Below are 25678 nucleotides of genomic sequence, written 5' to 3'. Positions count from 1 at the left end.
TTTTCGAGTGATCGTAGAAAAAATCGATACGTTTGGCGGCCACCGCGATTGCGTGTACAGCCTGGAGCGAGGTCCTTCGGCCGATCAATTCTTTTCAGCAGGGGGTGACGGTCAGGTTGTTCGCTGGAACCTGAACCGGCCCGATATGGGTGAGCTGGTAGCCAGCGTACCGGCGTCCGTATATGCGCTAGCGTTCCAGCCTGATACGGGGCTGTTATGGATTGGTCAGAATTACGAAGGCATTCACGTAGTAGACCCAATTCAGAAACGGGAAATAAACTCCATAAAGCTAACGACAGCCGCCATTTTCGATATAAAACTGTATAAAAACGACGCATTCATAGCCTTAGCCGATGGTGTTCTTGCCATCGTCGATGTCGGCCAGTTAGTGGTTCGCAAACACTTAAAAGCATCGAGTCAGTCAGCCCGCTCCATTGCGATCAACCCCGTGGAGCGTGAGTTTGCAGTGGGCTATAGCGACAATACAATACGCATTTTCGATTTAGAGACCTACGACTTGAAACGAACACTATCAGCGCATACCAATTCTGTATTTACGATAAGTTATTCGCCTGATTTTCGCTACCTGCTCTCCGCCGGTCGTGATGCGCATCTGAAGGTCTGGGACGTAGAGCACAACTACATATTACGGCAGGACGTAGTGGCTCACATGTTTGCTATTAATCATCTGTCTTTCAGCGGTGATGGAAAGTTGTTTGCGACAGCCAGTATGGATAAATCCATTAAGATATGGGATGCCGAAACGTATCGTTTATTGAAAGTTGTCGACAGGGCACGGCACGCCGGACATGGTACGTCGGTCAACAAATTACTTTGGACTGGGCAACCCGAACAGCTCCTATCGGCCAGCGACGACCGGACAATTTCGGTATGGAAATTGATAAACTAATTTCGACTCATACGACAATCGCTCAATTTTCTGGCTATTTGTTGTAAAATCCGTAATATGGACGTTACTTCACCTTATTCGAGCAGAATAGCTCTAAAACCAAACCCTGAAGCGCACTAATGAAAATTACGCCCATCGAAATCCGGCAGCACACATTTGAGAAGGCGTTGCGCGGTTATAAGCCAGAAGACGTTGACGCTTTCCTGATTTCATTATCGCAGGAATGGGAACGCGTAACCGGTGAACAAAAGATGCTGAAAATGCAGCTTGAACTGGCCGAAAAAGAGCTAAACAAGCTGAAAGAAGTAGAAATGACGCTGTTTCGTACGCTCAAATCAGCTGAAGATACGAGCGCCCAGATCACCGAACAAGCTAACAGAGCCGGTGAGCAAAAATTAGCCGACGCTCAGCAAAAAGCCGACGAAGTTCTCGCCGAAGCGCGTAAAAAGGCCGCATTACTTGTTCAAGACGCTGAAAATCAGGCTCGTTATTTAAAGGATAATATTATTAATGATCTAAAATCGCTTGAGCATGATTTTAAAGCGCTGGAAGGCTATAAAGATAATCTAGCGACTCAGATTCGCACCTTGGCTGGCAATGCGGTCGACAGTGTAGAACGATTTGAAAAGAAATTTGCGCGGCAAAATCTGAAAGGCAAAATCGAAGAAGTAACGGGGCAAATTAACGAAGAAATCAAGGCCGAAAACGAAAAAGCAGCCAAATCGCCCAAATCAAACCCTGCCGAAACGTCGTCTGACTCCGAAACACCAGAAGCTCAGGCGAACCCCGTCGCTGATCTACCTCCGCTGATCGAACGTGAAGCCTCGATTCCCGAAGCTATTCCAGTCGATGAAGTTCTCGTTGAGAAACTTGACGATGCTACTGAGCAATCGCAGGAGGAACAACCTCAGTCACAGGCTATGCAGGAACCGACTGCTGATGCAGAATCATCCACTGAGCAAAACGCACCTGAATCGGTACTAGCCGAAGTCAACAACTCCGAACCCGAAGGACAACCGAAAAAAGGAGGGTCTTTTTTCGACCAGATATAACTTACAATTGCTACGTTAGCTAACGACACGTATCAGGCCGACGTAGCAATGGTCTCGTATGGGAACAATTGCATTAGAAGGGCTTGAATTTTTCTCCTATCATGGCTTTTATGACGAGGAGCAAAAAATCGGTAACAAATACTCTGTAGATATTGTCGTCACGGCCGATTTCTCGGAAGCCGCCCGGCGTGACCGACTCAGTGCTACGGTCAATTATGAAGATTTGTACCGAATTACGGCGACTGTCATGAAGAAGCCCGCCCGTTTACTCGAACACGTAGCGCACCAGATCATCCAGGAAATCCGCACAAAATATACTGACCTTCAGAGTGTTGAAGTCAGCGTATCAAAATTCAATCCGCCCATTGGGGGCGTTTGCCACCGCGCGAGAATTACGCTGAAGGAGTAAACTAGTGGTTAGTCAATAGCCGCCAATGTCGATTTCCAGCAACTATTGACCAACTACTATCGGCTGATTCTCTTAAACTGCCTGCTGCAAACCGGCAAATGAAATGGACATATGCGAGGCATCATAAATGCACTCGCCGTTACGTATCAGAAGCACCTGAGGAGATTCGTGATGAACGCCAAATTCATTCGCTACGTTGTTCGAAGCCTTCCGATTAGCCAATAAATCAAGGTAATAAGGCTTCACGCCGAGCTGGTCGTTCCAGTTACGTTCCATCCGGCTAAGCGCCATCGCACTAATCGAGCAGCTGGTGCTATGCTTGAAAATCAGGATGGGCTGCTGCGCCGATTCTTCTTTGATAATGTCGAGTTGGGTATCGTTTGTTAACTTATGCCAATTCATTGCTTTAACAACTATTCTGTTGGTAGTAAAGCAGATTTTTCGTTTGAAAAGTTCATCATTCGTTCTGACGAATCCGTAGCTTCTCAGCCATTTCGGGCGAGATAGCTTCTGAATACGGCCCGTAAGCGTCCACTAACGTACCACGTTGCCCATCTTTGGCTTCAATAGCGTAGAGAACTGTTTCATCGCCGGGATCGGTCATCCCTTCGAATCGATACGTATCGACAATATCGAAATCGCTCGGGTTCAGTTCAATATCATCCTGTTGGCATTTCAGACAGGTTTCTTTCAGATTGTAATCACGGGTGAAGCCCTGCTTGCGGAGCCCTTCAAGTGCTTCGGTTAACGTATCGTACGTTTGCATGAATGGAGGATTTGGTAGTGAGTTCGTAGCTTTGTCAATATAACTAATCACATATTCGCTTGTTTTCAGGATTCTATAATGCCGGGATTGCTGCTTATCAGGGGCTGCTGCAACTGGCATCACCCTTCAACCAGAAAGCGCAGCAGTGGGTAACTGGTCGGCGCGACTGGCAGTCAACGTTACGTGCTCTCCTGGTCGGAAATACGGCTCCAATTGTCTGGTTTCATGCGGCCTCTCTAGGCGAATTTGAGCAGGGACGACCCGTCATGGAAGCCTTTCGGGAACAATATCCCAACTACAAAATTCTGCTTACGTTTTTCTCGCCCTCCGGTTACGAGGTGCGAAAAAACTACGCTGGTGCCGATTATATTATATACTTACCCGCTGATACATCAGCCAACGCTAGTCAGTTTATTCAGCTGGTGAAGCCTAAAATGGCTTTTTTCATCAAGTATGAATTCTGGTACAACTACCTGCATGAGTTGAAAAAACATAATGTTCCCGTCATTTCATTCTCAGCGATCTTCCGACCAAACCAAATTTTTTTCCGGGCACTCGGTCCGATTTCGCAATTCTACAAAAGTCTACTGACTTATTTCGACCACATTCTGGTGCAGAATCAGGAATCTGTCGATTTGCTGGCTTCCATTGGCATCACTAACGTAACACTCGCAGGCGATACGCGCTTCGACCGGGTAGCACAGGTAGCGTCTACCAAAAAAGATATTCCGCTAGCAAAGACGTTCAAGAACGAAACACCATTGCTGATTGTAGGGAGCGCGTGGCAGGCCGACATGGCTGTTCTGATTCCTTTTATCAACCAGTTCGACAAACCGTTGAAAGTTATCATTGCCCCCCACGAAATTCACGACGATGAAATTGAACGCTGGCAATCTCAATTAACGAAAAAGTCAATACGTTTTTCGCAGACCAACGTAACAGATGCACCGACCGCCGACGTATTGTTTATTGACAATATTGGTATGCTTTCGTCGCTGTATCAATACGGCGAATTTGCTCATATTGGCGGTGCGTTTGGCAAAGGACTACATAACATTCTGGAAGCCGCTACGTTCGGTATGCCCCTGTTTTTCGGCCCAAACTATGTCAAATTTCAGGAAGCGGTTGATTTAATTAGAGAAGGAGCCGCCTTTTCGGTTCACGATACGTCTGAGTTTCAGGCTACCTTCGAGAAGCAGTATGCAAATCCATCAGAAGCTGCTCGCATCAGTCGCCACTACGTTCTGCGGAACATTGGCGCGACCGAGAAGGTTATGCAGGTAATCGAAGAGCGAATGAGTGAATGAGCGAAAAAGCAGGCTGTCGGATGGTACTCAACATCCGTTGCGGCACTCTTTCACTCTTTCGCTCTTTGAATCTTTTCACACTTTCACTCTTTCAAAATTGTACAACGGTTTAGTCATACGCTCAACAGGCTCCTGGTACGATATTCGTGACACGGACGGTCATATCTATCAGGGACGATTAAAGGGCAAATTCAAAATAATGGGAATGAAAGTTACCAATCCAATTGCCGTTGGTGATAAGGTAGCTTTTGAGGTTGAAGACAAAATTGAAAACACGGCGGTTATCAACGACATTGCCCCGCGCGAGAATTACATCATCCGGCAGTCAGTCCATAAAACGGCGCACGGTCATATTCTGGCGGCCAACCTCGATCAGGCGGTGCTGCTTGCTACGTTGACACTCCCTCGTACTTCGCTTGGTTTCATCGACCGGTTTCTAGTTTCGGCAGAGTCATTCCGGATTCCAACGGCGGTTGTTTTTAACAAAACCGATATTCTGAACGACGAAGGACTGGCGTATCAGCAGGAAATTATGGACATGTATGAACGTATCGGTTATACGTGTCTGGCTACGTCGGCAATTGAGGGTGAGGGCGTTGATACGTTCCGGCAACTGCTTGACCATAAAGTTACGCTGTTGTCTGGCCATTCGGGCGTTGGAAAATCGTCGCTGGTGAATGCCATTTCGCCGGAACTTAATCTACGTACCAACGAAGTATCGACCTTTGCGAACAAAGGGGTTCATACCACTACGTTTGCCGAGATGTTTGAGCTGGCCCCAGATACGTTCATTATCGATACGCCGGGAATTAAAGAATTAGGCCTGATTGACACGGAGAAAGAAGAAATCAGCCACTACTTCCCCGAAATGCGCGACCGGTTAAACGAGTGTCGCTTTCATAACTGTCTGCATATTAACGAACCCGGCTGCGCCATCAAAGACGCCGTTGCCGAAGGCGACATTGCCGAAAGCCGCTACATGAGCTACCTGAGCATGATGGAAGGCAGCGATAACCGAAGATGATTTTATCCTGGTGTGATGTCGCCGGACCGCCAGGACATCACACCAGGTTTTATTAACTCGTCATTGCACTCAACAAATCAGCCTGCGTAATGATATGAACCTGTTCTTTCTCGTCGCGGACGAGCAGTGCTTTGTTGTCACGATCAATGAGTGAAGAGAGAGCGTCGATGGTATTATCCAGACCAACAAACTTGAAGGGTTTATCCATTACGTCGCTGACATGGTGTTCTTTTATGGATGGATCTTCAATCAATTTAGTCAAAATGGTCGAATCAGTCAGACTACCGACAATATGCCCGTCTGCATCGGTAACCGGAATCTGCGAAATGCCGTACCGGTTCAGCACATGAATCGCCTGACTGACCGATACATCAGCGCCTACCGTCGTTAAGGAAGATTGCCGACTAGCGCCGTTGCCATTCTTATGATGAATGATGTCGCGAGCGGTTTTAAAGGCGCGGTCTTCCAGAAAACCATGGTCTTTCATCCACGTATCGTTATAGATTTTGGCGAGGTAGCGCGTGCCGTGATCGGGAAGCAGGATTACCATTACGTCGCTATCGGTCAAGTGTTCACGCGCCCACTCCAGCGCGCCATGCACAGCCGTTCCGCACGACCAGCCCACAAATAATCCTTCTTCGCGAGATAGCCGACGAGCCATAATGGCCGCATCTTTGTCAGTCACTTTCACAAAATGGTCGATCATACTAAAATCGACGTTCTGCGGCAGAATATCTTCACCGATGCCTTCGGTCATGTACGGGTAAATTTCGCCTTCATCGAAGATCCCCGTCTCCTTATACTTTTTAAACACCGATCCATACGTATCAAGACCAATCGATACTACGTTCGGATTCTGCTCTTTCAGGAATTTCGACGTACCGCAGATGGTTCCGCCCGTGCCGACGCCAGCCGCGAAGTGCGTGATTTTGCCATCGGTATCGCGCCAGATTTCGGGGCCAGTAGTTTCGTAATGAGCGGCTGTATTTGACAGGTTATCGTATTGATTCGGGTACAGCGAATTGGGAATATCACGGTTGAGTTTTTTAGCAACCGAATAATACGAACGCGGATCGTCGGGCGCTACGTTGGTTGGACAAACGATTACTTCAGCACCAACTGCCCGGAGAATATCAATCTTCTCCTTCGACTGTTTGTCGGCCATCGTGAAAATGCATTTGTAGCCTTTCCCAATGGCGGCTAATGCCAATCCCATTCCGGTATTGCCGCTGGTACCTTCGATGATCGTGCCACCGGGCTTAATGATACCTTTCGCTTCGGCGTCTTCAATCATCCGAATCGCGATTCGATCTTTTACCGAATTGCCGGGGTTGAAATATTCGACTTTCGCCAGAATCGTTCCGGGTATGCCTTTCGTCACTTTGTTTAGTTTGACAAGGGGCGTATTGCCAATCGTGTCGATGATGGAATTGTAGAAATTCATATGGCTACGTAGTTAGCGTTCGTCGATGGTTTTGTACCAGAATTAACGTCTGAATCAAGGGCTTCGTTTAAATCACCGTTACGCTTCTTCTATTTCAGGCATTACGTCGGACAGACAAATAACCTTGTTACCAGGCTTTTAGGCGAAAAATAGAATTTTCGATCAGCGTAGCAATAAAGCATAAAAACACTTTGACACCGAATTTTCACCATTCAAGACGCTTTTCTGACAGTCTGTACCAATCTCGGTTCACAACCGATTTTTACCGCCATACCTTTGAGACATCAAACAACAACAAATACATAAAACACATGAACACATTTGCCAAATCTCTCATCGCTGCTGTCTTAATAAGCACCGCTACGTTTGCCGCTCCGGCCAAACCAACTGCCAATCCAACCGCTACGACCGAGTCGTACAAAGCTGCCGTTTTCCCATCGGCATCACCTTCCAAACTGAACGTGTTTGTGGAGCGCGAACCCGGTAAAGCGCTGATCGTCTTTTTAAAAGATAAAAATGGCGACATGCTGGCAAAACAATCGATCAGCAAAAAACAAGGCAATTTCCATTTCAAATTCGATATGGCTGAGCTTGAAGATGGAACGTACCAGGTAGAAATCGTATCGGGTAGCGACGTAACGGTACATCCTGTTACGTTATCGACCAAGCCAGCTCAAACAGCCGCCCGCACCATTACGTTGAACTAAACAAAAGTTACTTTTGACAAGAAAAGCCACGGCTGTGAAGCTTTGGCTTTTTGATTTTTATTGGTAATTGGCTAGAAATTCAGTTATCCTTTTGTGAAAATGGGCGAAACTTCGAGATTGTTTAGCAAGCTCATCAAAATCTCCGTTTTCAGCGATATTTTGAGCGATTCGATCCATATTAGGCCCGTTATCTTTGGTACCATATAGTATTTTCTTCAATTCATCTTGAGTCTTGCTCTCCAAACTATTTGAATTAGCTTTTTCAGCTAAGCCAACTTTGTAAGCCTGATAAGTAAGCCATTGCTCAATAGCTTGGACAGTGACAAAATAGATAATTCGATCTCCGTATTTCTTATACGTTTTACCTAGGGCCTTAATCACTTGTTGACACTCGTTCGCATGTTTAGGCTGTTCTGGGTCGTGATCAGCAGCATCTAAGTCAATTCCTACTATAATAAGCGGATGATCTCTTTGAATGGCAGTTATAGTAATAATTTCTGCTTCCTTAAGCACCTTTGATTTACCTGCAATTTGCCTCTTAAAGCCTAGACTGCTAGGTACTGCTTGAACACTATATTTTTCAGCAACTAACCGTAAATACGCTGGGATAAATCCATATTCAGCATAGCCTTCAGCAATTAATGTATAATCCAGCCGCTTGGTTCTGTTCATTGTACATCACTTGGTACGCCCCCTATTAAACCATACATCCAATATTCACCAAGATTAGATGTAAGATCAATTTTATCTAAACCTAGCTCTTCGCTTTTCCGATCACCTGGCTCGATAATATCCTTTTGAAGATTTCTAACTTCGGTAGCGCCAGTCTCATTATTTTTATCAAAGACAAATACAGATTCTGGCATTGATGAAAAAGCGTTTACAACGTGTTCATTGTGCGTAGTCATAATAATCTGAATGTCCTTTTCTTCTGCTAACTGAAATATAAATTTCATCACCTCCCAAATACGGCGCGGGTGAATCCCTTTTTCAGGTTCCTCTAAAAGTAAAAGTTTAGGAGGATTTGGTTGGTTAATGATGCAGAGGAGGGCAAGGAAGTAGAGAGTGCCTTCTGAGAGTTCGTCGGCCCAATAAATTATATCTTGTCTGATGTCCTTTAATCCAAGTTTTTTAAAAGAGAAGTTACGGTACTTCGCATCGTAAAGCTTTGTAAGTTCTTCCGTCACCCCTACACCTTCTAAAATGATTTCACCGAATTCAGAAATGCATTTCTGTAAATCTGATTCTATTTGATAAAATATTGTTTTTCTAAATTTACCAAGCATTAAATCTAAAAACCCTTCCAGATTAGAAGCATTTGCTGTGACATATTCAGAATTAATATCTCCAACAGGGCCAGGTTTGGTAAGGATATTTGGATCAGGTCGATAAATTTTCAGAAAATCAAGTTGCCTTCGTAAATACATTACATCAGGGTACCCTTGATCGTTTACTGCTATTAAAAGTCCTTCTCTGGTAGTTGACTGTGATGATTTTACATCTGTATTCTTAGAAAAGTCAAACCCTCGATGAAATGTTAATTCTTCAATACCTTTTTGAAAAGTAAGATTAATTCCTAGTGAATCTGCGGATCTTTTAAATCGAAAACTGCGTGCCAATCTTTCAGCAGCAACATCATCTTGCAAGACTCCAAACTCAAAGAATTCAAGCGCTTTTAAAAAATTCGTCTTACCGGAGTTGTTCGGGCCGATGAGTAAATTGACTTTTTGAAGGTCGAGCGTTACGTCTTTTAGGCTCTTGAAGTTCTGGATGGAAACGCGCTTGAGCATGACGAGGTATTTTTGAATTATGTATCAAACAGCAAGATGCTGTTTGATGAACTATCAGAATATGAGACTCTATTAGTCGCTTTGCGACTCAAACGGCCAGAGGCTGTTTGGGCCTTTAAGTTAGGGATTTACTTTCCCATTTGTACGGCGCGCATCAGTACGGTATTGTCGGGGTCGATGGCGACGGCGGCTGGTTTGGTAGCCATCGGCACAGTGAACGTCTGGTTTTGTTCAGTCATGTTCAGGCGGGCGGTACGACTGAGCTCACGACCTCGTGCGTCGCGGATGCTGAACGTGAGCGGGACTGCAAAAAACGCACCTGTTCGCTGCGCCTGCCGAACGTCGATGATTAAGGCTTTTTTCGCTTCGTCGTAATTCGTGCCCCAAACAATTTCAGGATAGCCGGGCTGATAGAGCCATTGCTTGAAGAACTGCCCTAGTTTCTTGCCCGAAGTGCTTTCCATAACCGCCTGTAGATCGCTGCTTTGCGCGTTGCGGTTGCGGAATTTCTCGTAATAGGCCCGAATACCTTTCCAGAACGTATCGTCGCCAAGTTCATGACGTAACATGTGCAGTACCCAACCGCCTTTCTGGTAGGAATTGGGATTCAGCAAATCCATCAGATCGTTGGCCGTCGAGTCAATAATAGTGCCTTTTGGTTTCAGCGCCGAGTAACGAAAAATCTGGCCTTTATTCTGGTTCAGAACGGCGTTGAGTGTGTCTTTGCCGTAGGCGTGTTCGAGGTAAAGGGCCGAGAAATATGTAGCAAACCCTTCGCTCAGCCACAGCTGCGACCAGTCGGCTTCAGTAGCTGAGTTACCAAACCATTGATGCGCAATTTCGTGGGCCAGCAAGGCTTCTACGTCCGAATCTTTGTGGCCAACAATTACTTTCTCATTGTAGAAAATGCAACTCGCATTTTCCATTCCTCCGAAAATTGTGGTCGATTCCACGTTCGCCAGTTTCTCGTAGGAATAGGGACCAATTTTATCGATGAAGTATTGAAGAATTTCTTTGGCGGGCCGGTAATCAATGAAACCTTTCTGGCTGTCTCTCGGGTAAAGCCAGCTTTGTACAGGAACTCCACTCACAGCGCCAACTTCTTCAACGGCAAATTTGGCCGCACCAATCACCATCACTTTGGTCGGAATCGGCGTATTTTCCTGCCAGCGCGTCAGTTTACGTCCGTTAGGCAACGGGCTCTCACCCAGAAATTTACCGTTCGCGATGACACGATACGTAGCGGGTGCATTAACCGTAAACGAGCAGGTTGCCTTATCAGACGGGTGATCAACTACAGGCAGGTAATTCCGGGCATTATTGGGCCAGTTATCACCGAAAAAGGTTCGCTCACCAAACTTGTTCTTACTGATAATCAATCCCTTTTCAGGAATTCCATCATAACGTATCACCAGTTCGGTTGCCTGATTTGGCGCGGCTGGGAGATTGATAAACACTCGGTTGTTACGTTGGCTGAACGGCGCAGTTTTGCCATCGGCCAGTGCAACGCTACGTACCTTCATCCCTGTGGCAACTGTATCGGCTTTGCCACCGATGAGATCGAACCAGACGGTTTGCCGGTCGTCGGCGCGCATGAATCGGATGGTGGTTTCGCCCTTAATCTGGTTAGTTGAATCGCTCAGTGTCAGCGAGAATCCATAATGCTGCACATCGACGCCCGGTTGAGTAAATCGGGCCGTATAACTGGTTTGTTGCCCGCAGGCAAACGTTGTTATGAAAAGAAATACTACTCCTAAAAGTGACTGGTTGGTTTTCTTCATTTTTGGTTATTCCTTACGTTCCTGACACAGCTCCACCAGCACGCCATTGGTACCTTTCGGATGCAGAAAACACACTAATTTATTGTCGGCCCCAAGCTTGGGGGTTTCATTCAGTAACGTAAAGCCCTCTGCTTTTAGCCGTTCCATCTCGGTCTGAATGTCATCTACTTCAAAGGCAACATGATGAATTCCCTCCCCTTTTTTCTCCAGGAATTTTGCAATCGGGCTGTCGGGATGAGTCGCTTCCAGAAGTTCAATTTTTGTCTGATTGACCTGAAAAAAGGACGTAGCAACGCCTTCCGAAGCCACTGTTTCCGATTTATAGGGCGCTACGTTCAGGAGTTTGGTAAACAGCTCATTTGATGCGGCAATGTCGCGGACGGCAATTCCGATATGTTCTACGTTGGTCAGCATAGGCGTTTAAAGAACTTTTCCGTTTGGGCGAAAGTTATAGAGAAAGCATCGATATGCGTCAAAATTGATTCGATTACAACTATGGTTACGGTTTCGGAAGTTGCTAAAAACAAAATTATTGAACTCCGCCAGAAAGATGGCCTTGCCGATGAATACGCCATTCGCGTGGGTGTACAGGGCGGTGGTTGCTCGGGGCTGATGTACGATTTACAATTTGATGCCACACAGCAACCGACTGACCATGTTGTTGAAGATAAAGGCATTAAGATTTTGGTAGACCGCAAAAGCCTGCTTTATCTGGCGGGTACCGAACTCGATTTCTCGGACGGACTGAATGGAAAAGGTTTCCAGTTCAAAAATCCGAACGCAAGTCGGACCTGCGGTTGCGGGGAGAGTTTCGCCGTTTGATTGTCTGAACTGGGATTTAACAGATTGATGGATTTATAGGATTTTGTTTAAAGCCGCTACGTAGCGGCTTTTTTTATTTTTAAGGATATTTGTTATGATTGTCTGAACCGGGATTTTCAGGATTAATTTATTCCACTTATGAACGCCAAGCCTGTTAATTATTCGCGTACTACGTTGACGGAGTTGATGATTCCGTCGTACGCCAACTTTGGCGGTCGGGTACATGGAGGTATTCTCCTCTCGCTGATGGACAAAGTGGCCTATGCCTGCGCGGCCAAACATGCGGGACGGTATTGCGTAACGGTGTCCGTTGATGGTGTGAATTTTCGACAGCCGGTGGAGGTTGGCGAATTGGTTTCGCTGATGGCGTCGGTCAACTACGTCGGGCGAACGTCGTTGGTAGTTGGTATCAAAGTTATCGCCGAGAACGTAACGACATCTGTCATTAAGCACACAAATACCAGCTATTTTACGATGGTCGCTAAAGGTGAAGACGACCAGCCTACCGAAGTCCCTCCCCTACTCCTCGAAACCCAGGATGACGTTCGGCGTTTTCTGGAAGCAATGAAACGTAAAGAGTTACGAACTTCCTTTGCTACGTATTTCGACAACGCCAAAACCCAAATGCTGCTTGATGAGAGTTTAGATAAACTAGCGAATGAGCGGTGCGTGGTATCGGATAGTCTGAACCGGGATTTAGCAGATTGATGGATTTGCTGGATTTTGTTATTGATAAAACGCTTCAAAAAAAGCGAAAAACAAAATCCAGAAAATCCATCAATCCGTTAAATCCCAGCCGCGTCGGCGGTCCGATCAGACCTCATCCCTGACAATCTTTGCCCCAGCCACCATGTTCGCTAACTTTTGTTTGGCGGCCCAGCGTGCGGTTTGGCTTAGTCCGCAGTCGGGGGCAACAGCTAATTTCTCGGCGGGGACGTAAGGCAGGCATTTTCGGATGCGTTCTGCTACGTCTTCGGGGGTTTCGATATAGTAGCTTTTTACGTCGATGACGCCAACTGCTACGTCGAATTTTTCAGCGAAACGTTCCAGCAGATTCACTTCCGAAAAGTTTAGGATGGTCATTTCTGAATGGAGTTCATCAACGGTCATGTCCAGAAAATCGGGTAGCATAGGCGCGATGGTCTTTTTCCCCACCGAACGCCCTTTGTAATTTCCGAAGCACAGGTGCATCGACAGCCGGGTTTTCCCGACGCCAGGCGCTACTGTCCGGTTGAAAATATCGACGAAACGTTTGGTGTCCTCACGGTAAGCGTAGCAGGACATTGATGGCTCATCGACGCAAATTTCCGGCACGCCCAACTCGACCAGTTTAGCAATTTCCTGATTCACCAGCGGCAATAAAGCTTCCGTTACCTCCCAGCGATCTTTATATAAACTGCCAGGAAGTAATCGTCCGCTGAGCGTATAAGGCCCCGGAATCGAAACTTTAAGACCTTGCCCTTCGGGTGCCAGCCGTTTCAAGCGGAGGTATTCTTCTACCACGCCAAGACCTTTGGGAGCTGTTAACGGTTCGATGATATTATGCTTTCCACGCTGATCGTGAGCAGGCGGGCCAAATCGACGTAGTTCGGTATCGTTGTTCTGGATGCCGTTGATATAGCCGTAAAACGACAGGTTAAAATCGAAGCGCGTTTGTTCACCATCAGTAATCACATCCAATCCGGCTGCAACCTGGTCATGCACCGACGTAACGACAGCATCTTCAATCATTTCATTAATGTCGGCAGGGCCAAACTGCGCCAGATGCTGACTGGAGAATTCGAGCCAGCCGGGAAAAGGCATCGAGCCAACAACGGTGGTTTTAATAGGAACAGGCTGCAACGTAATGAATAATTAAGGTTGATACTCAATTAAATAGATTATCATGGTTAGACGAATCGGCCGCCATACAGCCACAAGCCGCTAACCAAACATCGTCGAATGAAACCATATGCCTGCTGGATAATCCAAACAACCATTCTAAACTTTTTCCAGATCGAACGGCAGTCGACGGATTCGCTTACCCGTGGCGGCAAAAACGGCATTGGCTAAGGCAGGAGCTAACGGCGGCAGCCCCGGCTCACCGACACCTTTGATGGTTGGCCCACCTTCGGCCAGAATGTGCACCTCAACTTTCGGCATTTCGTTGATACGTAGCATTCGGTTGGCGTCGAAGTTGGCTTGTTTCGCCTGTCCATTCTCGAACGTAATACCGTCTTTAGTTGCCGCCGTCAACGCCATTGCAATGGCTCCTTCGACCTGTGCTTTTACCGTGTCTGGATTAACGACTGTGCCAAGGTCGATTACGCAATAGACTTTATCAACCGTAATCCCTCCAGCGTTATTTTTCGACACTTCGACAACCTGCCCGGCCAATCCAGCAAAAAACTCCCATTGAGCCACACCACGCCCTTTTCCGGCAGGTAAGGGTTTCTCCCAATCCGACACCTCTTTCAGTTTGGCAAGCACTCGTTTAGCGTCAGTTTCTTTTGTGAGCATACCCAACCGGTACGCCATCGGGTCTTGCCCGGCTTTATGCGCCATCTCGTCCAGAAAACACTCATGCGCAAACGCCACCGTCGAACTCGTTACTGATCGCCAGTACGTTAGCGGAATGTGCATCTCGGCATGAACGTAGCGCGTGTTCAGGTTTGGGATCTCATATTTCTGTTCGCCCGTACCTTCAAGCATGGTTCCATCGGGCTTCGTTTGGTCGTATTTCTCTTCCATTGTAGCATCGATAGAAGGCGAAATAACCTTGTGCTGAAACGCAACGGCTTTCCCGTCGGCGGCAAGTGCTCCGCGCATAGCCGAGAACGTCATCGGACGGAAAGGCCCAAGACGCGTATCATCTTCGCGCGTCCAGACAACTTTGACAGGTTTACCGATGGTTTTCGAGAGTAACGTAGCTTCCGTGGCAAAATCCTGCGCGAGTCTTCGTCCAAAACCACCTCCGTTGAACAGTACGTGCACCGTTACGTTGTCGGCCGGAATTTTCAGCGCTTTGGCAACGGCATCTTTCGTTAAATCACCCCCTTGCGTCGATAGCCAAAGCTCGACTTTGCCATCGGGTTTGTAGTGAGCCGTGGCGTTCATTGGCTCCATCGTCGAATGGCTCACGATGGGCGTTTCGTAGAAGGCTTCGAGTTTGGTTGGTGCGTCGGCAAAGGTTTTGTCGAAATCGCCGGCATTGTGGCCAACTACGCCCTCATTTTTCGCTAGTTCACGTAGCTGTTTTTCGTACTCGGCGGAGTTGAACGTATCGTGCTGCTGATGGTCCCACTTCACAGTCAACGCTTTACGTCCTTTGTTGGCTGCCCAATAATTGTCGGCAATCACAGCAACACCTTCGTAGTGATTCTTGCCAACGATACGTTCGACTTTAACTACTTTCTGAACGCCTTTTACCTTCAGTGCCTTCGTGGCATCGAAACTAACCAGTTTACTGCCCAAAACCGGGCAACGCTCAATAGACGCATACACCATACCCGGCACTTTGGCATCGATACCAAACTGAGCCTGCCCTGTCACCTTGGGTGGTACGTCGGGGCGGGGTGTAGATTTACCCAAAATCTTAAACTGCTTCGGATCTTTCAATTTCGGCTCTTTCGGAACCGGAAGTTTGGCGGCCGTTTCGGCCAGTTGGCCGTAGGTTAGTTTTTTGCCGCTCGGTTTATGGATAACGGTCGCGTTTTCGGCGAAACATTCGGCAACCGGTACGTTCCACTGATCGCTGGCGGCTTTGATGAGCATTTCGCGGGCCGATGCACCAACCTTGCGCATTTGCTTATATCCGCCCCGGATCGAACCGCTGCCGCCCACCGCCTGCGACCACATTTCGCCATACTTGCTTTCGCCACCCGTTTGTTTAATGACGACTTTATCCAGTGCGACTTCCAATTCTTCAGCAATTAGCGCTGGCACCGACTGATACGTTCCCTGCCCGATTTCCGGACGTGGATTCATTAACGTAATACGTCCCGTTTTTTCGATCAGTACGTAGGGCGTCAGTTCAACCGTTTCAGGTAATGCACTTAAATTCAGAACGGGGCTGGCGAGCAGTTCGGTCGATGGGAAACCCAGCGCCAACGTAGTGCCGGTCAGGCCGATGGTTTTCAGGAAATCCCGGCGCGACGATTTTTCGGTTTTCGGAGTAGGATTCTGGCTCATCGCTTACCGATTTTAGGCGTGGTTTTAGGGACTTTGGGGGCGGCATTCATTTCAGATGCGGCCGTATGAATGGCCTGCCGGATTCGGTTGTACGTACCGCACCGGCAAATATTTCCCTGCATGGCGGTATCAATATCCTCATCCGTTGGTTTGGGCGTTTGTTTCAGCAACGCCACCGCCGACATAATTTGCCCCGATTGGCAATAGCCGCATTGCGGCACCTGATGTTCAATCCAGGCTTTCTGAATCGGATGGTCACCATTTTTCGAGATGCCTTCGATGGTCGTAATCTTTTGGCCAGCCACCGCCGAAACTGGAATGCTGCAAGATCGTGTCGGTGTACCGGCCAAATGGACTGTACACGCTCCGCACTGCGCAATGCCGCAGCCAAATTTAGTACCGGTTAGTCCCACTACGTCGCGGATGGCCCAAAGTAAGGGCATATCAGGGTCCACGTCCAGCGTGTGAGCCTGATTATTTATGGTAAGTTTTATAGCTGCCATAGGGCTAGAGAAGAATAGCCAAGTTACGAATTTTTGTGGGTAATGGTGCGTCTCAGAAAGATAGCTAGACCAACGAAATCGTCGCGTAGCGACCCAACAAATCCTAGGCTGTCAGTTTGGTCGCTACGCGACGAAACTGAATTGGGACTTTCTCGCTACAAACCTTTGGTCGCTACGCGACGGTGCATTTATTCAAACTGCTTCTAAACGTCTACTTAAATAGCATCGGTACGTATTCGTTGAGGTACTGTCGCCAGTTGATCCACGTATGGCCGCCAGACGTTTCTTTGTACTGATATTTGATATGGTGTTTGTCGAGCAGGGCCAGCGTTTTTTTGTTGGCATCCATCACAAAATCGTCTTTGCCAATTCCAACCCAGAATAACTTTTTGCCTTTATTAAAATTGGGATCGTTGAGCGCCTTCGCGTATTGAGTTTCGGCCTCATCAATTGCACTACCAAAGAATCCCGAACTGAAAACGCCGACGTAATTGAACAGTTCGGGCCGGGTCAATGCCACGTCCAGCGTCTGGAAACCACCCATGCTGAGGCCGGCCAGTGCCCGATTTTCGGGAGACGTATTCACCCGATACGTTTTTTCGACCAGCGGCATAATGTCTTTCAGCAGCTCATCGGCAAACAGCGCCCGCATTTGGCTCATGCGCTGCATCATATCCGGGCTATCAGTGGGTCGGGCGGGCATACTGCCGTTTGGCATCACAATAATCATGGGTTTGGCTTTTCCGGCTGCCAGCAAATTATCGACGATAAATCCAGCCCGACCAATGGAATTCCAGCCGGTATCATCGTCACCCCCGCCGTGCAGTAGATAAAAGACGGGGTATTTTGATTTCCCTGCTTCGTAACCGGGGGGCGTATAGACGTGCATCCGGCGCATCATTCCCAACGTATTGGACGAATACCAGACCTCACGTACTTCACCGTGTGGCACCGATTTGTTGTCTTCGAAAGCCGTTTCAGAGCCAGGCACCATCAATACGTTTTCCAAACTGGCAATCCCCTGTTTGATGACCGGATTTTTTGGATCGATAGTCCGAACGCCATCAACCATCAAGGTATAGGTGTAGTAATCAGGTGTTAACGGACCGATTGCCGCCGACCAGACACCCTGCTCGTTTTTATTCAGATTAACCGGTTTTGCTCCATTCAGGAAATCGCCCGCAACGATTACTTCGCTCGCTTTGGGCGCATAAATCTGGATGAGAACACGCTTATCGGCCAGTACGTTAGGCGATTTCAACGTATCGTTTGGCGTTGGTGTCCGCTGTGGAGCCTGCGCCAGCGCCGATGGTGCATACAAGCATGTACCAGCAAACAAGGAAAGACTCGCAATGCCTACGATCAGGCTTTTTTTAGAGAGGTGCATACTACGTGTTTAGTTGAGATGGCATTGAACTGTTATTTCTTCCACAAGTTGGGAAGGAGTTTATAGTACAGCAGGTGTCGCCAGGTGCCCCAATCGTGAGCGCCGTCGCCACCGACGTAATACTCGTGTTTAATATTGTGCTTCTGCAAGGCTTCGTGCAGCGCAATAACCCGTTTGCCGATGGGCGCGTCAGCTTCGTGTGTGCCCTGACCCACCAGCAGATAGTCAACTTTTTGATTGGCTTGCGGATCATTCAGGAACGTAGCGCTGACCGTTTCGGTGTTTGGGTCGCCCGCGCTCAGGACGCCGAACGAGCTGAACAAATCCAGATTTTTTAACCCGACAAATTGCGTATGCCGTCCACCCATACTCAGGTCAGCCAGGGCGCGCCCTTTCCGATCGGCGCGGGTGCTGTAGCTTTTATCGACGAACGGAATAATCTGTTTCTTCAATTCCTCTTCAAAAAGCGGAAACGTTTTTTCGGTATGATTCGGATCGCTGCGGTGAACAACCTGATTATTAGGCATGGCAATAATCATCGGCACCATTTTCTTTTCAGCAATGAGGTTATCGGCGATGAAGTTAGCGCGTCCGTCGAGGGTCCATCCTGATGCCAGTTCGCCACTGCCACCGACCAGATAAAGTACCGGATATTTCTGTTTTGGCGAATAACCGGGTGGTGTGTAGACGTACATTTCCCGCTCGCCTTTCAATACGTCAGAATGATAAATGTGGCGGGTAACGGCTCCGTGCGGCACGGGCTTGGCATCGTAATAAGCGGGTCCATCGCCGGAAACGACCAGATTGCTGTAACCCGGCTGATCGTTAAAACCCGTCAACGTATTGTTCGGGTCGGGTACCATAACGCCATCGATGATGAACTTGTAAACGTAAATATCTGGCTTAATCGGCCCAACCATCAGCGACCAGAGGCTGTCGTTATCTTTCTGAAAAGGAATCGGCCTTTTTGCCGATAACGCCAGCAGCATGGGGCTACCTGCCAGCATCACTTGTTTGGCATCGCGCGCTTTCAGCCGGAACGTAACGGTACGGTCGTCGCGAACTTCGGGCGAGATAACGCTTGCTCCATAAGGTACCAGATTCTGCGTGTTTTTCTGCGGATTCCAGTCCAGATTAACGTGGGCCTGCTGCGCCTGTACCCACTGATTACCAGCTAATAGACAGAACGTTAAAAAGCTATTTATTCGGCTAGATTTCATTACGTTAAAGGGTAAATTCTGTTAACGTAAAGGCACTATTTCGACAAATGTACTCGCCAACGTAGCGTAATTTCGGTGGAGTTATTTCTCTTCATCGAACTAAAATCTGTCCCAAAAACTACCCGACACCATACTTCCGGCGACGTAGCACCTGCCAGATTACCCCCGTTACGCCCACCAGCAACAGTGGTCCAAGCAGGTTGAGCAACTGCCATCCGGTCCGGTTCGTATCAACCCGAATTTTGTCGAGCGGACGTAACGTAACGGTACGTGAACGGGCGGCAATCACGCCCTTGGGATCGACTAAATAATCAATAGCGTTCAGAGCAAAGTCTTTGTTAGCAAAGGTGTTACGTGTGTAATGATCGAAGCCCAGTGGATAAGGCACATTACGTTTATAATCGACATCGTTGATCACCAGATCGCCGTCGGAGCAGACGAGCACCCGCGAGAAATCACCACTTGACTTAAATCCAGCGGCTCGTGTATCGCCCGGCAAAATGCGGTTCGCATACATCGACTGAAACTTGCCTTCCAGCAAACAGCCTACGATACGTGTCCCACCGTCGTAGGTTTTGGGGTCGGGCTGCTGATGGGCTTCGTTGTAGGAAATCAGGGCCGGCGTTTTCAGAATTTTCGTGTATGGCGATGTAAGCAACAGCGGTATTTTCTGAATCCCTGCCGCCCGAACGGTATCCAACGTACTGACAAACCGGCCCAGCACCATATCGAGGTTACGAACGATGGGATTGCCGCTGGTGCCGAAATTATTCAGCAAGGGGTAAAATCGCCACGGAACCAGTTGAATGTTAGGCTTATCGCCCATATTACCGACATTCATCGGAATGGGGGCGCAATAAATATCTTTCACTACGTCGCGGTTGATACGTACGCCCCAGTGGAAAAATAAATCGTCGAGATTCAGGTTCAACGGCTGGGCATATGTCCCTTGTGTACTAACCGAATCAACGCGCTGACCATCCGTGAAAAACAGGGCACGTCCGCCGTTCACTACGTATTGATCCAGCTTAAATAGATCATCTTCAGAGAAGGGCGTATCAGGTTTTAGCACCAGTAATGCGTCAATTCCGGTGATAGGGCCGGGTTTGGTCATGTCGACAAAAAACAGATCGTAATTCTGCTGAACCGACGCCAGTAAATCGGCAAATCGCGAGGGCGGCACCTGCGTATGCCCGTACAAAAGCCCGATATGTCGGCGATTTTCCTTTGTCTGCGTCAGTTTCCGAATGGTCGACGCTAACTCAAACTCAACGCCTTCATACGATTGATTTAACTGCTCTTCTTTCGAATCCGTTTTGTTTCCTTTCAAAAACAAAACCCCTAACTCTTTTCCCTGATACGACACAATTGCTCCCGGAAATACCAGCTTTTCGGTACGTTTCCCACCTTCGTTTGCAACCAGATTTGTAGGCAGTAAGCCGCGTTGCTGCAACTTATCAATCAATTTTCCTTTGGCTTCAGGATTAGTAATGACGTCGGGATTAATGAATCGATACGTAATGGTACGGCCGGCGCGGGCCTGGAACTCGTCCAGCGTTTCACGTACGGCGTTTTCCAGCCGTTTGAAAGCTGGTGGTAAATCACCTGTGAGGTAGACATCTACGTGGATATCGTCGGGCAGATTAGTCAGCAGTGTTTCGGTTGCTTCGGAGAGCGTATAGCGTTTCTCCTGCGTCAGATCGAGCCGGAAAAACACAAAAGCGGATAACACATTGACCGCAATTAAAGCGGCTATCACGATAAACGTAGAGAGAAACGCGGATTTCATACCGAACTATAACGAATAACGGTGCCGCAAATGTCTGGTAATTTTTCCGTTATGCAGATTTTATAAAGAAATGCGGCTGTAGCTGATACGTAACGTAGTGTTTTGAAAATGCCAGATGTGAGCATTTGACGTTTCCAAAACACTACGTTACGTATCAGTAATTGCCCTTATAGCGATGGTCGTTACGTTGCTGGCGGATAGGATGGAGTGGAATCTGCAAGCCGTTAGTCGATTCGAGCCAGTCGAAAACCTGGTTGCGCAGGTCTTTGGCAATTGCCTGATGCTCTTTGCTACGTATCAGGTTGTTCACTTCCTGCGGGTCAGTCTGCAAATCATAGAGTTCGTTGGCATCCCAAACGCCGTGGTTGAAAATGTATTTATAGCGATCCGTTCGAACACCGAACATGGTAGGTGTTTGCGGAAAATCAGCTTCCCAGTAATACTCGTAAAAAGCCCGGTCGCGCCAGGCGATTTTTTCACCTTTAAGGATGGGTAGAAACGAGTTTCCCTGCATTTGCGTGGGCTTCGACAGACCGGCATACGCTAGAAACGTCGGCGCCAGATCGACGTTTTGAATCACCTGCTGAACTTTTGTGCCGCCTTTCACCACCGCCGGGCAACGTACCAGCAGGGGCACCCGCATCGACTCTTCGTACATGTGCCGTTTGTCGATCAGGCCGCGTTCGCCGAAGCTGAAACCGTTGTCGCCCATGTACACGACCATCGTGTTTTCCAGTTGGCCATTGTCTTCCAGCCATTTCAAAACGCGTCCTACGCTATCGTCCACGCCTAACAGCGTTTCGCAGTATTGCCGGTAGAAATCGTTGAAATCGATGGTGCCGTGATACAAATAATCGACGCCGTGCCAGCTATACCGTTGCTGTTTCACCCAGTTGGGCATGTCAGCCATGTTGACTTTCAGATTGGGGCTGACCGTAGGTTTGGGTCCCCAGATTTTACTGGTGTCGCTGGCGGTCAGGTACATCGTTTCCGGATACTGAATCGGCATGTTTTTATACACATTCCGATGACGACGTGCGGGCTGGAAATCAGCGTGAACCGCTTTGTGCGATAGATACAGGCAGAAGGGTTTTGTTTTGTCTAACGTACCAAGCCATTTCAAGGCGTAATCCGTCAACAAATCGCTGGTGTAGCTACTGTCTTTATGGGCTACCTGCTTGCCGTTGATGTTAAACGTAGGGTTGTAGTAAACGCCTTGCCCTTTGAAACTCAGCCAGTAATCAAATCCCGGCTGGGGAGCATCGTCGGTGTTACCCATGTGCCATTTACCCAGAAAAGCCGTTTTGTAACCCGCTTTCTGCAGGTACTGCGGAAAAAACTTCAGTCCGGGTGTCAGTGGCGCAAAATTGTCGACAACTTTATGCGTGTGGGCGTACTGACCGGTCAGGATACTAGCGCGGCTGGGCGAGCAGAGTGCCGTACTAACAAACGCATTGGGAATATGAGCGCCTTCGCTGGCCAGCCGGTCGAGATTTGGCGTTTTCAGACCGGGCACTTTTCCGATGAAACCCATAAAATCGTAACGGTGGTCGTCGGCAAGAATGTAAATTATATTTTTGGGCGCTGGGGCATACCGTGCAGAAATTGTGGATTTGGTTGTAGGTATTACCAGTTGAGGGCGGAAGGCCACCAGTCCACCAATCAGCGCAAACGTAGCAGCATGCAAAAGGCCTTTTTTCATGAAGTATATAGGTAAAAATAGTGTACTGCTTTCAAACCGATACGTAACAATCTACTGGCTATAAAAAACGTAGTTGATACGTTCCCAGCGACTGTATTACGTTGTAAGCGCATTCGATGATGAATCTCACCAGAATTTATGCTGCTGTTTGCATTTAGGTCATTATGCTCGACATATTACTGTTAATTATTTATTAATATTGGTAGAAAAAAGCGTACGAATTCTTAATCCACCGGAAAACGATTAAAAATAAAGCCGTTCGATCTTTGTAAAAAATTATACGGACTTAGGAAATTCTGGCTATGAGCTCAATTTTTAGGCCTTATTCCGATGAAAGTAATGATCAAAAGGAGTTTGCCGACCTTTATAATTGCTATTTTCGACCACTCTTCAATTATACATTCAGTAAAGTAAACGACCAGTTTGTTGCGCAGGAAATTGTCCAGGAAGCCTTCATCAGTATCTGGAGGCAACGTAGCAGCCAAACTATCGAATCGAGCCGCTCGTATCTATTTTCGACGGCCAAGAATCTAATTATTTCGCACTATCGGAAAGAGTATACGCGTCAATACTACTATACACAGTTAGAAACGCAGCAGGAGGAATATACTGATGCGACAGATCAGCAGTTGCTCGCTTCCGATTTGCAGGAGCATTACGAAAAAGGGCTTCAATTGTTACCGCCCAAATGCAAGGAAGTTTTTTTAAGTAGCCGAAAAGGGCAGTCAAATCGGGAAATTGCTCAGCAACTCGCCATTTCTGAAAAAACCGTCGAACAGCACATCACCAAGGCGCTACGTTTGTTAAAGTCCTACCTGAAAGAGTATTACGCTTATCTGCTTCTCTTTTTTCTTTCGTAGTGTTTTCCCCTCGGATACTTTCTAAAACAATTCCACCCAGTCTATAAATCACGAACGTGACTTACGGACTGGGTGGAATGAAAAGCGATATAGAACGCCAATTAACGTTGGCTCATATCACTACGGTTGCTTTACCAAACGTATCGACTTCTGCTCAGTGCCGGTTTGCAACTGGTAGATATACGTACCAGCTGGCAAATCGCTTCCCGACAGGTCTAGTTGGTGTCTACCAGCTTCCTGGAATTCGGTGTTGGCAGACTGCTTAACCACCTGACCTTGTAGATTGGTCAACACACCCCGAACCTGACTGTTTCGCGGCAGTGAATACTCGACGCGAGTTTCCTGACGAAACGGATTGGGATAAGCCGTTATGGTCAGATCTTTCGAAAAGGCCTGCTCAACCGGAAGTGTACGAATACTCGCCGTGAAAATCGACCCCGCTTTCGCCTGGAAACCCGGTTGTAGTACAACCGATTCACCAGCCGTATAGATCACGCTAGCCCGTTGCGAAATCTGATTGCGAGCGATCAACTGCGTAGCGGAGTGTTGTGTCTGAGGGGCGCTCGACTCCACCGCTGCCGTTATTACCTCCTGTGCCTGGCAGTAGGTACCTACCGCTACCAGTGCCATAATTTTGATAAGGTGCTGTTTCATAGCTGAAAATCGTTTATGTAGCGAGCCTTACCGAACAGCGTGTTGCAGTTTTTGATTGATGGCTTTGTTCTGACGCTTCAGGTTGTTCACAGCCCGTTGGAGCTGCTGATTATCCTTCTTCATCTCAATCATGTACAACGTCAGCTCTTCAATTTTAGCCAGCAGTTTAGCATCGGTTTTGTGAAGATCGTTGCCTTGCTCAACCATTTCCTGAGCCGAAGGAATACCAGGCAGGTGCTTGTTGGTTTTGATGTAGTTTTCTACAGCCGACAGGTTTTTCAGTTTGTACGACTTATCGAACACATAGTCACTCCATTCCGACGTACCGTTCACGGCTACTTTCACTTTTTCGGTCAGGATACCTTTGCTTACGAACAGGTTATAATCTTTTGGCGTACTGGTGATGCCGTTACCAATGATAACGCCTTCCTGGTTCGTATTTTGCGCAAAACCAGCTTTGCTTTCCCACAAACCAGCTCCTTCACGTAAACCTAATCCGCCACCCAGCAAGCTCAGAGAAAGTCCCACCAGTTTCACATCGCCGTTGCCATCCACTGTTAACACTTTAACAAGTGGAGCTAGCGGGTTTAACGTTATGCTCAGATCTAACAAGCTAGAGCTGGGTGAGCTTTGGGTTAATCTGGTAAAGCGCAGACCCGACGTGTTTGTTGTTCCGGCCGTAATCTCCAGTTTGTTATTTGGGGAAGAGTTACCGATACCCACCTGTACGTTAGTGGCTCCTATGACAACTGCATTGCTTTTCGTAACAACAGCATCGGCGCCGATAGCAGTTGCACCACTCACAACTGAAGTAGAGCTTGTACTTCCCGCACCCCAACCAATGAACGTATTCTTAGACGCTGTAACGTTACCTAAGAACCCTGCATACTGTCCGATATACGTATTTTGAGTTCCTGTGGTATTCGCATTACCTGAGCCGTCACCAATGAACGTATTACCATTGCCGCCGGTTGTGTTTTGCCCTGAACCGTTACCAATAAACAGGTTATAGTTTCCTGTAGTATTGAATTGGCCTGAATAGGCACCCATAAAGAGGTTACTCTGTCCGGATACGTTATTAGCACCCGAGTTAAGTCCTAAAAACACGTTCGAGAACCCAGTCGTGTTCTTTGCTCCTGCCAGCACGCCAATAAACGTGTTATCGAAACCAGTCGTGCTTAGGGGCCCTGCGCCACTACCCAGGAAGATGTTTCGTGTTCCCGTTAACGTAGTGTTACCGGCACCAATACCAACAATTGTGTTTTGATTCCCTGGCGTCGCAGAAGATGGGGAAGTAGCTACATAATTTTGAGCGTTTGCCAGTATTGGACTGGCTACCAGTAAAACGTGTAGAAAGTTTACGTTTTTCATCTGTTGTAAA

At 47.7% G+C, this 25678-nt stretch carries 25 protein-coding genes; 9 read left to right on the top strand and 16 right to left on the bottom strand.

Annotated elements, in window-relative coordinates:
* Positions 1-7: 7 nt before the first annotated feature.
* The 3 genes from ACYVF1_RS03195 to folB all read left to right on the top strand — a co-directional run bounded on the left by ACYVF1_RS03195 (position 8) and on the right by folB (position 2371).
* The gene (locus ACYVF1_RS03195; RefSeq protein ID WP_461075542.1) at positions 8-910 is read left to right on the top strand and encodes a WD40 repeat domain-containing protein; all 903 of its coding nucleotides are present in this window, start codon (positions 8-10) and stop codon (positions 908-910) included.
* A 119-nt stretch (positions 911-1029) separates the two neighbouring features.
* Positions 1030-1962, top strand: a complete 933-nt coding sequence (locus tag ACYVF1_RS03190; RefSeq protein ID WP_461075540.1) for a DivIVA domain-containing protein — start codon at positions 1030-1032, stop codon at positions 1960-1962.
* Positions 1963-2020: 58 nt separating this feature from the next.
* Positions 2021-2371: a dihydroneopterin aldolase gene (gene folB, locus ACYVF1_RS03185; RefSeq protein WP_461075538.1), complete on the top strand. Its 351-nt coding sequence runs from the start codon at positions 2021-2023 to the stop codon at positions 2369-2371.
* 72 nt (positions 2372-2443) lie between these two features.
* On the opposite strand, the gene ytxJ is transcribed toward folB, so the two are convergent.
* Entirely contained in the window at positions 2444-2773 is a 330-nt protein-coding gene (gene ytxJ / locus ACYVF1_RS03180; RefSeq protein ID WP_461075536.1) for a bacillithiol system redox-active protein YtxJ, read from the bottom strand.
* Positions 2774-2828: 55 nt separating this feature from the next.
* Complete coding sequence (locus tag ACYVF1_RS03175; RefSeq protein WP_461075534.1) at positions 2829-3137, bottom strand: phosphoribosylpyrophosphate synthetase; 309 nt, start codon at positions 3135-3137, stop codon at positions 2829-2831.
* 59 nt (positions 3138-3196) lie between these two features.
* Between ACYVF1_RS03175 and ACYVF1_RS03170 the strand changes: the two genes are divergently transcribed.
* Positions 3197-4444 (top strand): 3-deoxy-D-manno-octulosonic acid transferase, encoded by a 1248-nt coding sequence (locus tag ACYVF1_RS03170; RefSeq protein WP_461075532.1) that lies wholly within the window; start codon positions 3197-3199, stop codon positions 4442-4444.
* Between the two features lie 97 nt (positions 4445-4541).
* Positions 4542-5468: a ribosome small subunit-dependent GTPase A gene (rsgA, locus tag ACYVF1_RS03165; protein WP_461075530.1), complete on the top strand. Its 927-nt coding sequence runs from the start codon at positions 4542-4544 to the stop codon at positions 5466-5468.
* Between the two features lie 52 nt (positions 5469-5520).
* Here the strand turns inward: rsgA and ACYVF1_RS03160 are convergent, their stop codons facing one another.
* Entirely contained in the window at positions 5521-6912 is a 1392-nt protein-coding gene (locus ACYVF1_RS03160; RefSeq protein ID WP_461075528.1) for a cystathionine beta-synthase, read from the bottom strand.
* A gap of 311 nt (positions 6913-7223) precedes the next feature.
* On the opposite strand from ACYVF1_RS03160, the gene ACYVF1_RS03155 reads away from it, so the two are divergent.
* A complete protein-coding gene (locus ACYVF1_RS03155) occupies positions 7224-7619 on the top strand; it encodes a hypothetical protein (protein WP_461075526.1) in 396 nt (131 codons plus the stop codon).
* A 57-nt stretch (positions 7620-7676) separates the two neighbouring features.
* Here ACYVF1_RS03155 and ACYVF1_RS03150 read toward each other — a convergent pair whose 3' ends face one another.
* The 4 genes from ACYVF1_RS03150 to mce all read right to left on the bottom strand — a co-directional run bounded on the left by ACYVF1_RS03150 (position 7677) and on the right by mce (position 11604).
* Positions 7677-8291, bottom strand: coding sequence for a hypothetical protein (locus tag ACYVF1_RS03150; RefSeq protein ID WP_461075524.1), 615 nt, complete (start codon positions 8289-8291; stop codon positions 7677-7679).
* Positions 8288-9409, bottom strand: a complete 1122-nt coding sequence (locus ACYVF1_RS03145) for an AAA family ATPase (RefSeq protein ID WP_461075522.1) — start codon at positions 9407-9409, stop codon at positions 8288-8290. Before ACYVF1_RS03145 ends, ACYVF1_RS03150 begins: the two co-directional genes overlap by 4 nt.
* 128 nt (positions 9410-9537) lie before the next feature.
* Entirely contained in the window at positions 9538-11190 is a 1653-nt protein-coding gene (locus tag ACYVF1_RS03140) for a M1 family metallopeptidase (protein WP_461075520.1), read from the bottom strand.
* Between the two features lie 6 nt (positions 11191-11196).
* The gene (gene mce, locus ACYVF1_RS03135) at positions 11197-11604 is read right to left on the bottom strand and encodes a methylmalonyl-CoA epimerase (protein WP_461075518.1); all 408 of its coding nucleotides are present in this window, start codon (positions 11602-11604) and stop codon (positions 11197-11199) included.
* A gap of 81 nt (positions 11605-11685) precedes the next feature.
* Between mce and ACYVF1_RS03130 the strand changes: the two genes are divergently transcribed.
* Both ACYVF1_RS03130 and ACYVF1_RS03125 read left to right on the top strand, forming a co-directional pair.
* A complete protein-coding gene (locus ACYVF1_RS03130) occupies positions 11686-12012 on the top strand; it encodes a HesB/IscA family protein (RefSeq protein ID WP_190887967.1) in 327 nt (108 codons plus the stop codon).
* A gap of 138 nt (positions 12013-12150) precedes the next feature.
* Positions 12151-12720 (top strand): acyl-CoA thioesterase, encoded by a 570-nt coding sequence (locus ACYVF1_RS03125; protein WP_461075516.1) that lies wholly within the window; start codon positions 12151-12153, stop codon positions 12718-12720.
* A gap of 105 nt (positions 12721-12825) precedes the next feature.
* Here ACYVF1_RS03125 and ACYVF1_RS03120 read toward each other — a convergent pair whose 3' ends face one another.
* From ACYVF1_RS03120 to ACYVF1_RS03090, 7 genes are all read right to left on the bottom strand, one after another.
* Positions 12826-13854 (bottom strand): methionine synthase, encoded by a 1029-nt coding sequence (locus ACYVF1_RS03120; protein ID WP_461075515.1) that lies wholly within the window; start codon positions 13852-13854, stop codon positions 12826-12828.
* A gap of 138 nt (positions 13855-13992) precedes the next feature.
* On the bottom strand, positions 13993-16182 hold the full coding sequence (locus tag ACYVF1_RS03115; protein WP_461075513.1) for a xanthine dehydrogenase family protein molybdopterin-binding subunit: 2190 nt from the start codon (positions 16180-16182) through the stop codon (positions 13993-13995).
* Positions 16179-16685, bottom strand: coding sequence for a (2Fe-2S)-binding protein (locus ACYVF1_RS03110; RefSeq protein ID WP_461075511.1), 507 nt, complete (start codon positions 16683-16685; stop codon positions 16179-16181). Before ACYVF1_RS03110 ends, ACYVF1_RS03115 begins: the two co-directional genes overlap by 4 nt.
* A 211-nt stretch (positions 16686-16896) precedes the next feature.
* Positions 16897-18072 carry an esterase gene (locus ACYVF1_RS03105; protein ID WP_461075509.1) on the bottom strand — a complete coding sequence of 392 codons (1176 nt, stop codon included), beginning with the start codon at positions 18070-18072 and terminating at the stop codon, positions 16897-16899.
* Between the two features lie 32 nt (positions 18073-18104).
* Positions 18105-19292 (bottom strand): esterase, encoded by a 1188-nt coding sequence (locus ACYVF1_RS03100; RefSeq protein ID WP_461075507.1) that lies wholly within the window; start codon positions 19290-19292, stop codon positions 18105-18107.
* A 118-nt stretch (positions 19293-19410) separates the two neighbouring features.
* Positions 19411-21081, bottom strand: a complete 1671-nt coding sequence (gene gldG / locus ACYVF1_RS03095) for a gliding motility-associated ABC transporter substrate-binding protein GldG (protein WP_461075505.1) — start codon at positions 21079-21081, stop codon at positions 19411-19413.
* 154 nt (positions 21082-21235) lie between these two features.
* Complete coding sequence (locus tag ACYVF1_RS03090; RefSeq protein ID WP_461075503.1) at positions 21236-22783, bottom strand: sulfatase family protein; 1548 nt, start codon at positions 22781-22783, stop codon at positions 21236-21238.
* A 302-nt stretch (positions 22784-23085) separates the two neighbouring features.
* On the opposite strand from ACYVF1_RS03090, the gene ACYVF1_RS03085 reads away from it, so the two are divergent.
* Positions 23086-23643 carry an RNA polymerase sigma factor gene (locus ACYVF1_RS03085; protein ID WP_461075501.1) on the top strand — a complete coding sequence of 186 codons (558 nt, stop codon included), beginning with the start codon at positions 23086-23088 and terminating at the stop codon, positions 23641-23643.
* 120 nt (positions 23644-23763) lie between these two features.
* On the opposite strand, the gene ACYVF1_RS03080 is transcribed toward ACYVF1_RS03085, so the two are convergent.
* Both ACYVF1_RS03080 and ACYVF1_RS03075 read right to left on the bottom strand, forming a co-directional pair.
* Positions 23764-24297: a T9SS type A sorting domain-containing protein gene (locus ACYVF1_RS03080; protein ID WP_461075499.1), complete on the bottom strand. Its 534-nt coding sequence runs from the start codon at positions 24295-24297 to the stop codon at positions 23764-23766.
* 27 nt (positions 24298-24324) lie between these two features.
* Positions 24325-25668, bottom strand: coding sequence for a bZIP transcription factor (locus tag ACYVF1_RS03075; RefSeq protein ID WP_461075497.1), 1344 nt, complete (start codon positions 25666-25668; stop codon positions 24325-24327).
* Positions 25669-25678 lie beyond the last annotated feature (10 nt).

The sequence above is a fragment of the Spirosoma flavus genome (assembly GCF_054778555.1).
Note: the sequence above shows the minus strand (reverse complement) of the source record. Positions and strands in the feature narration are given on the sequence as shown.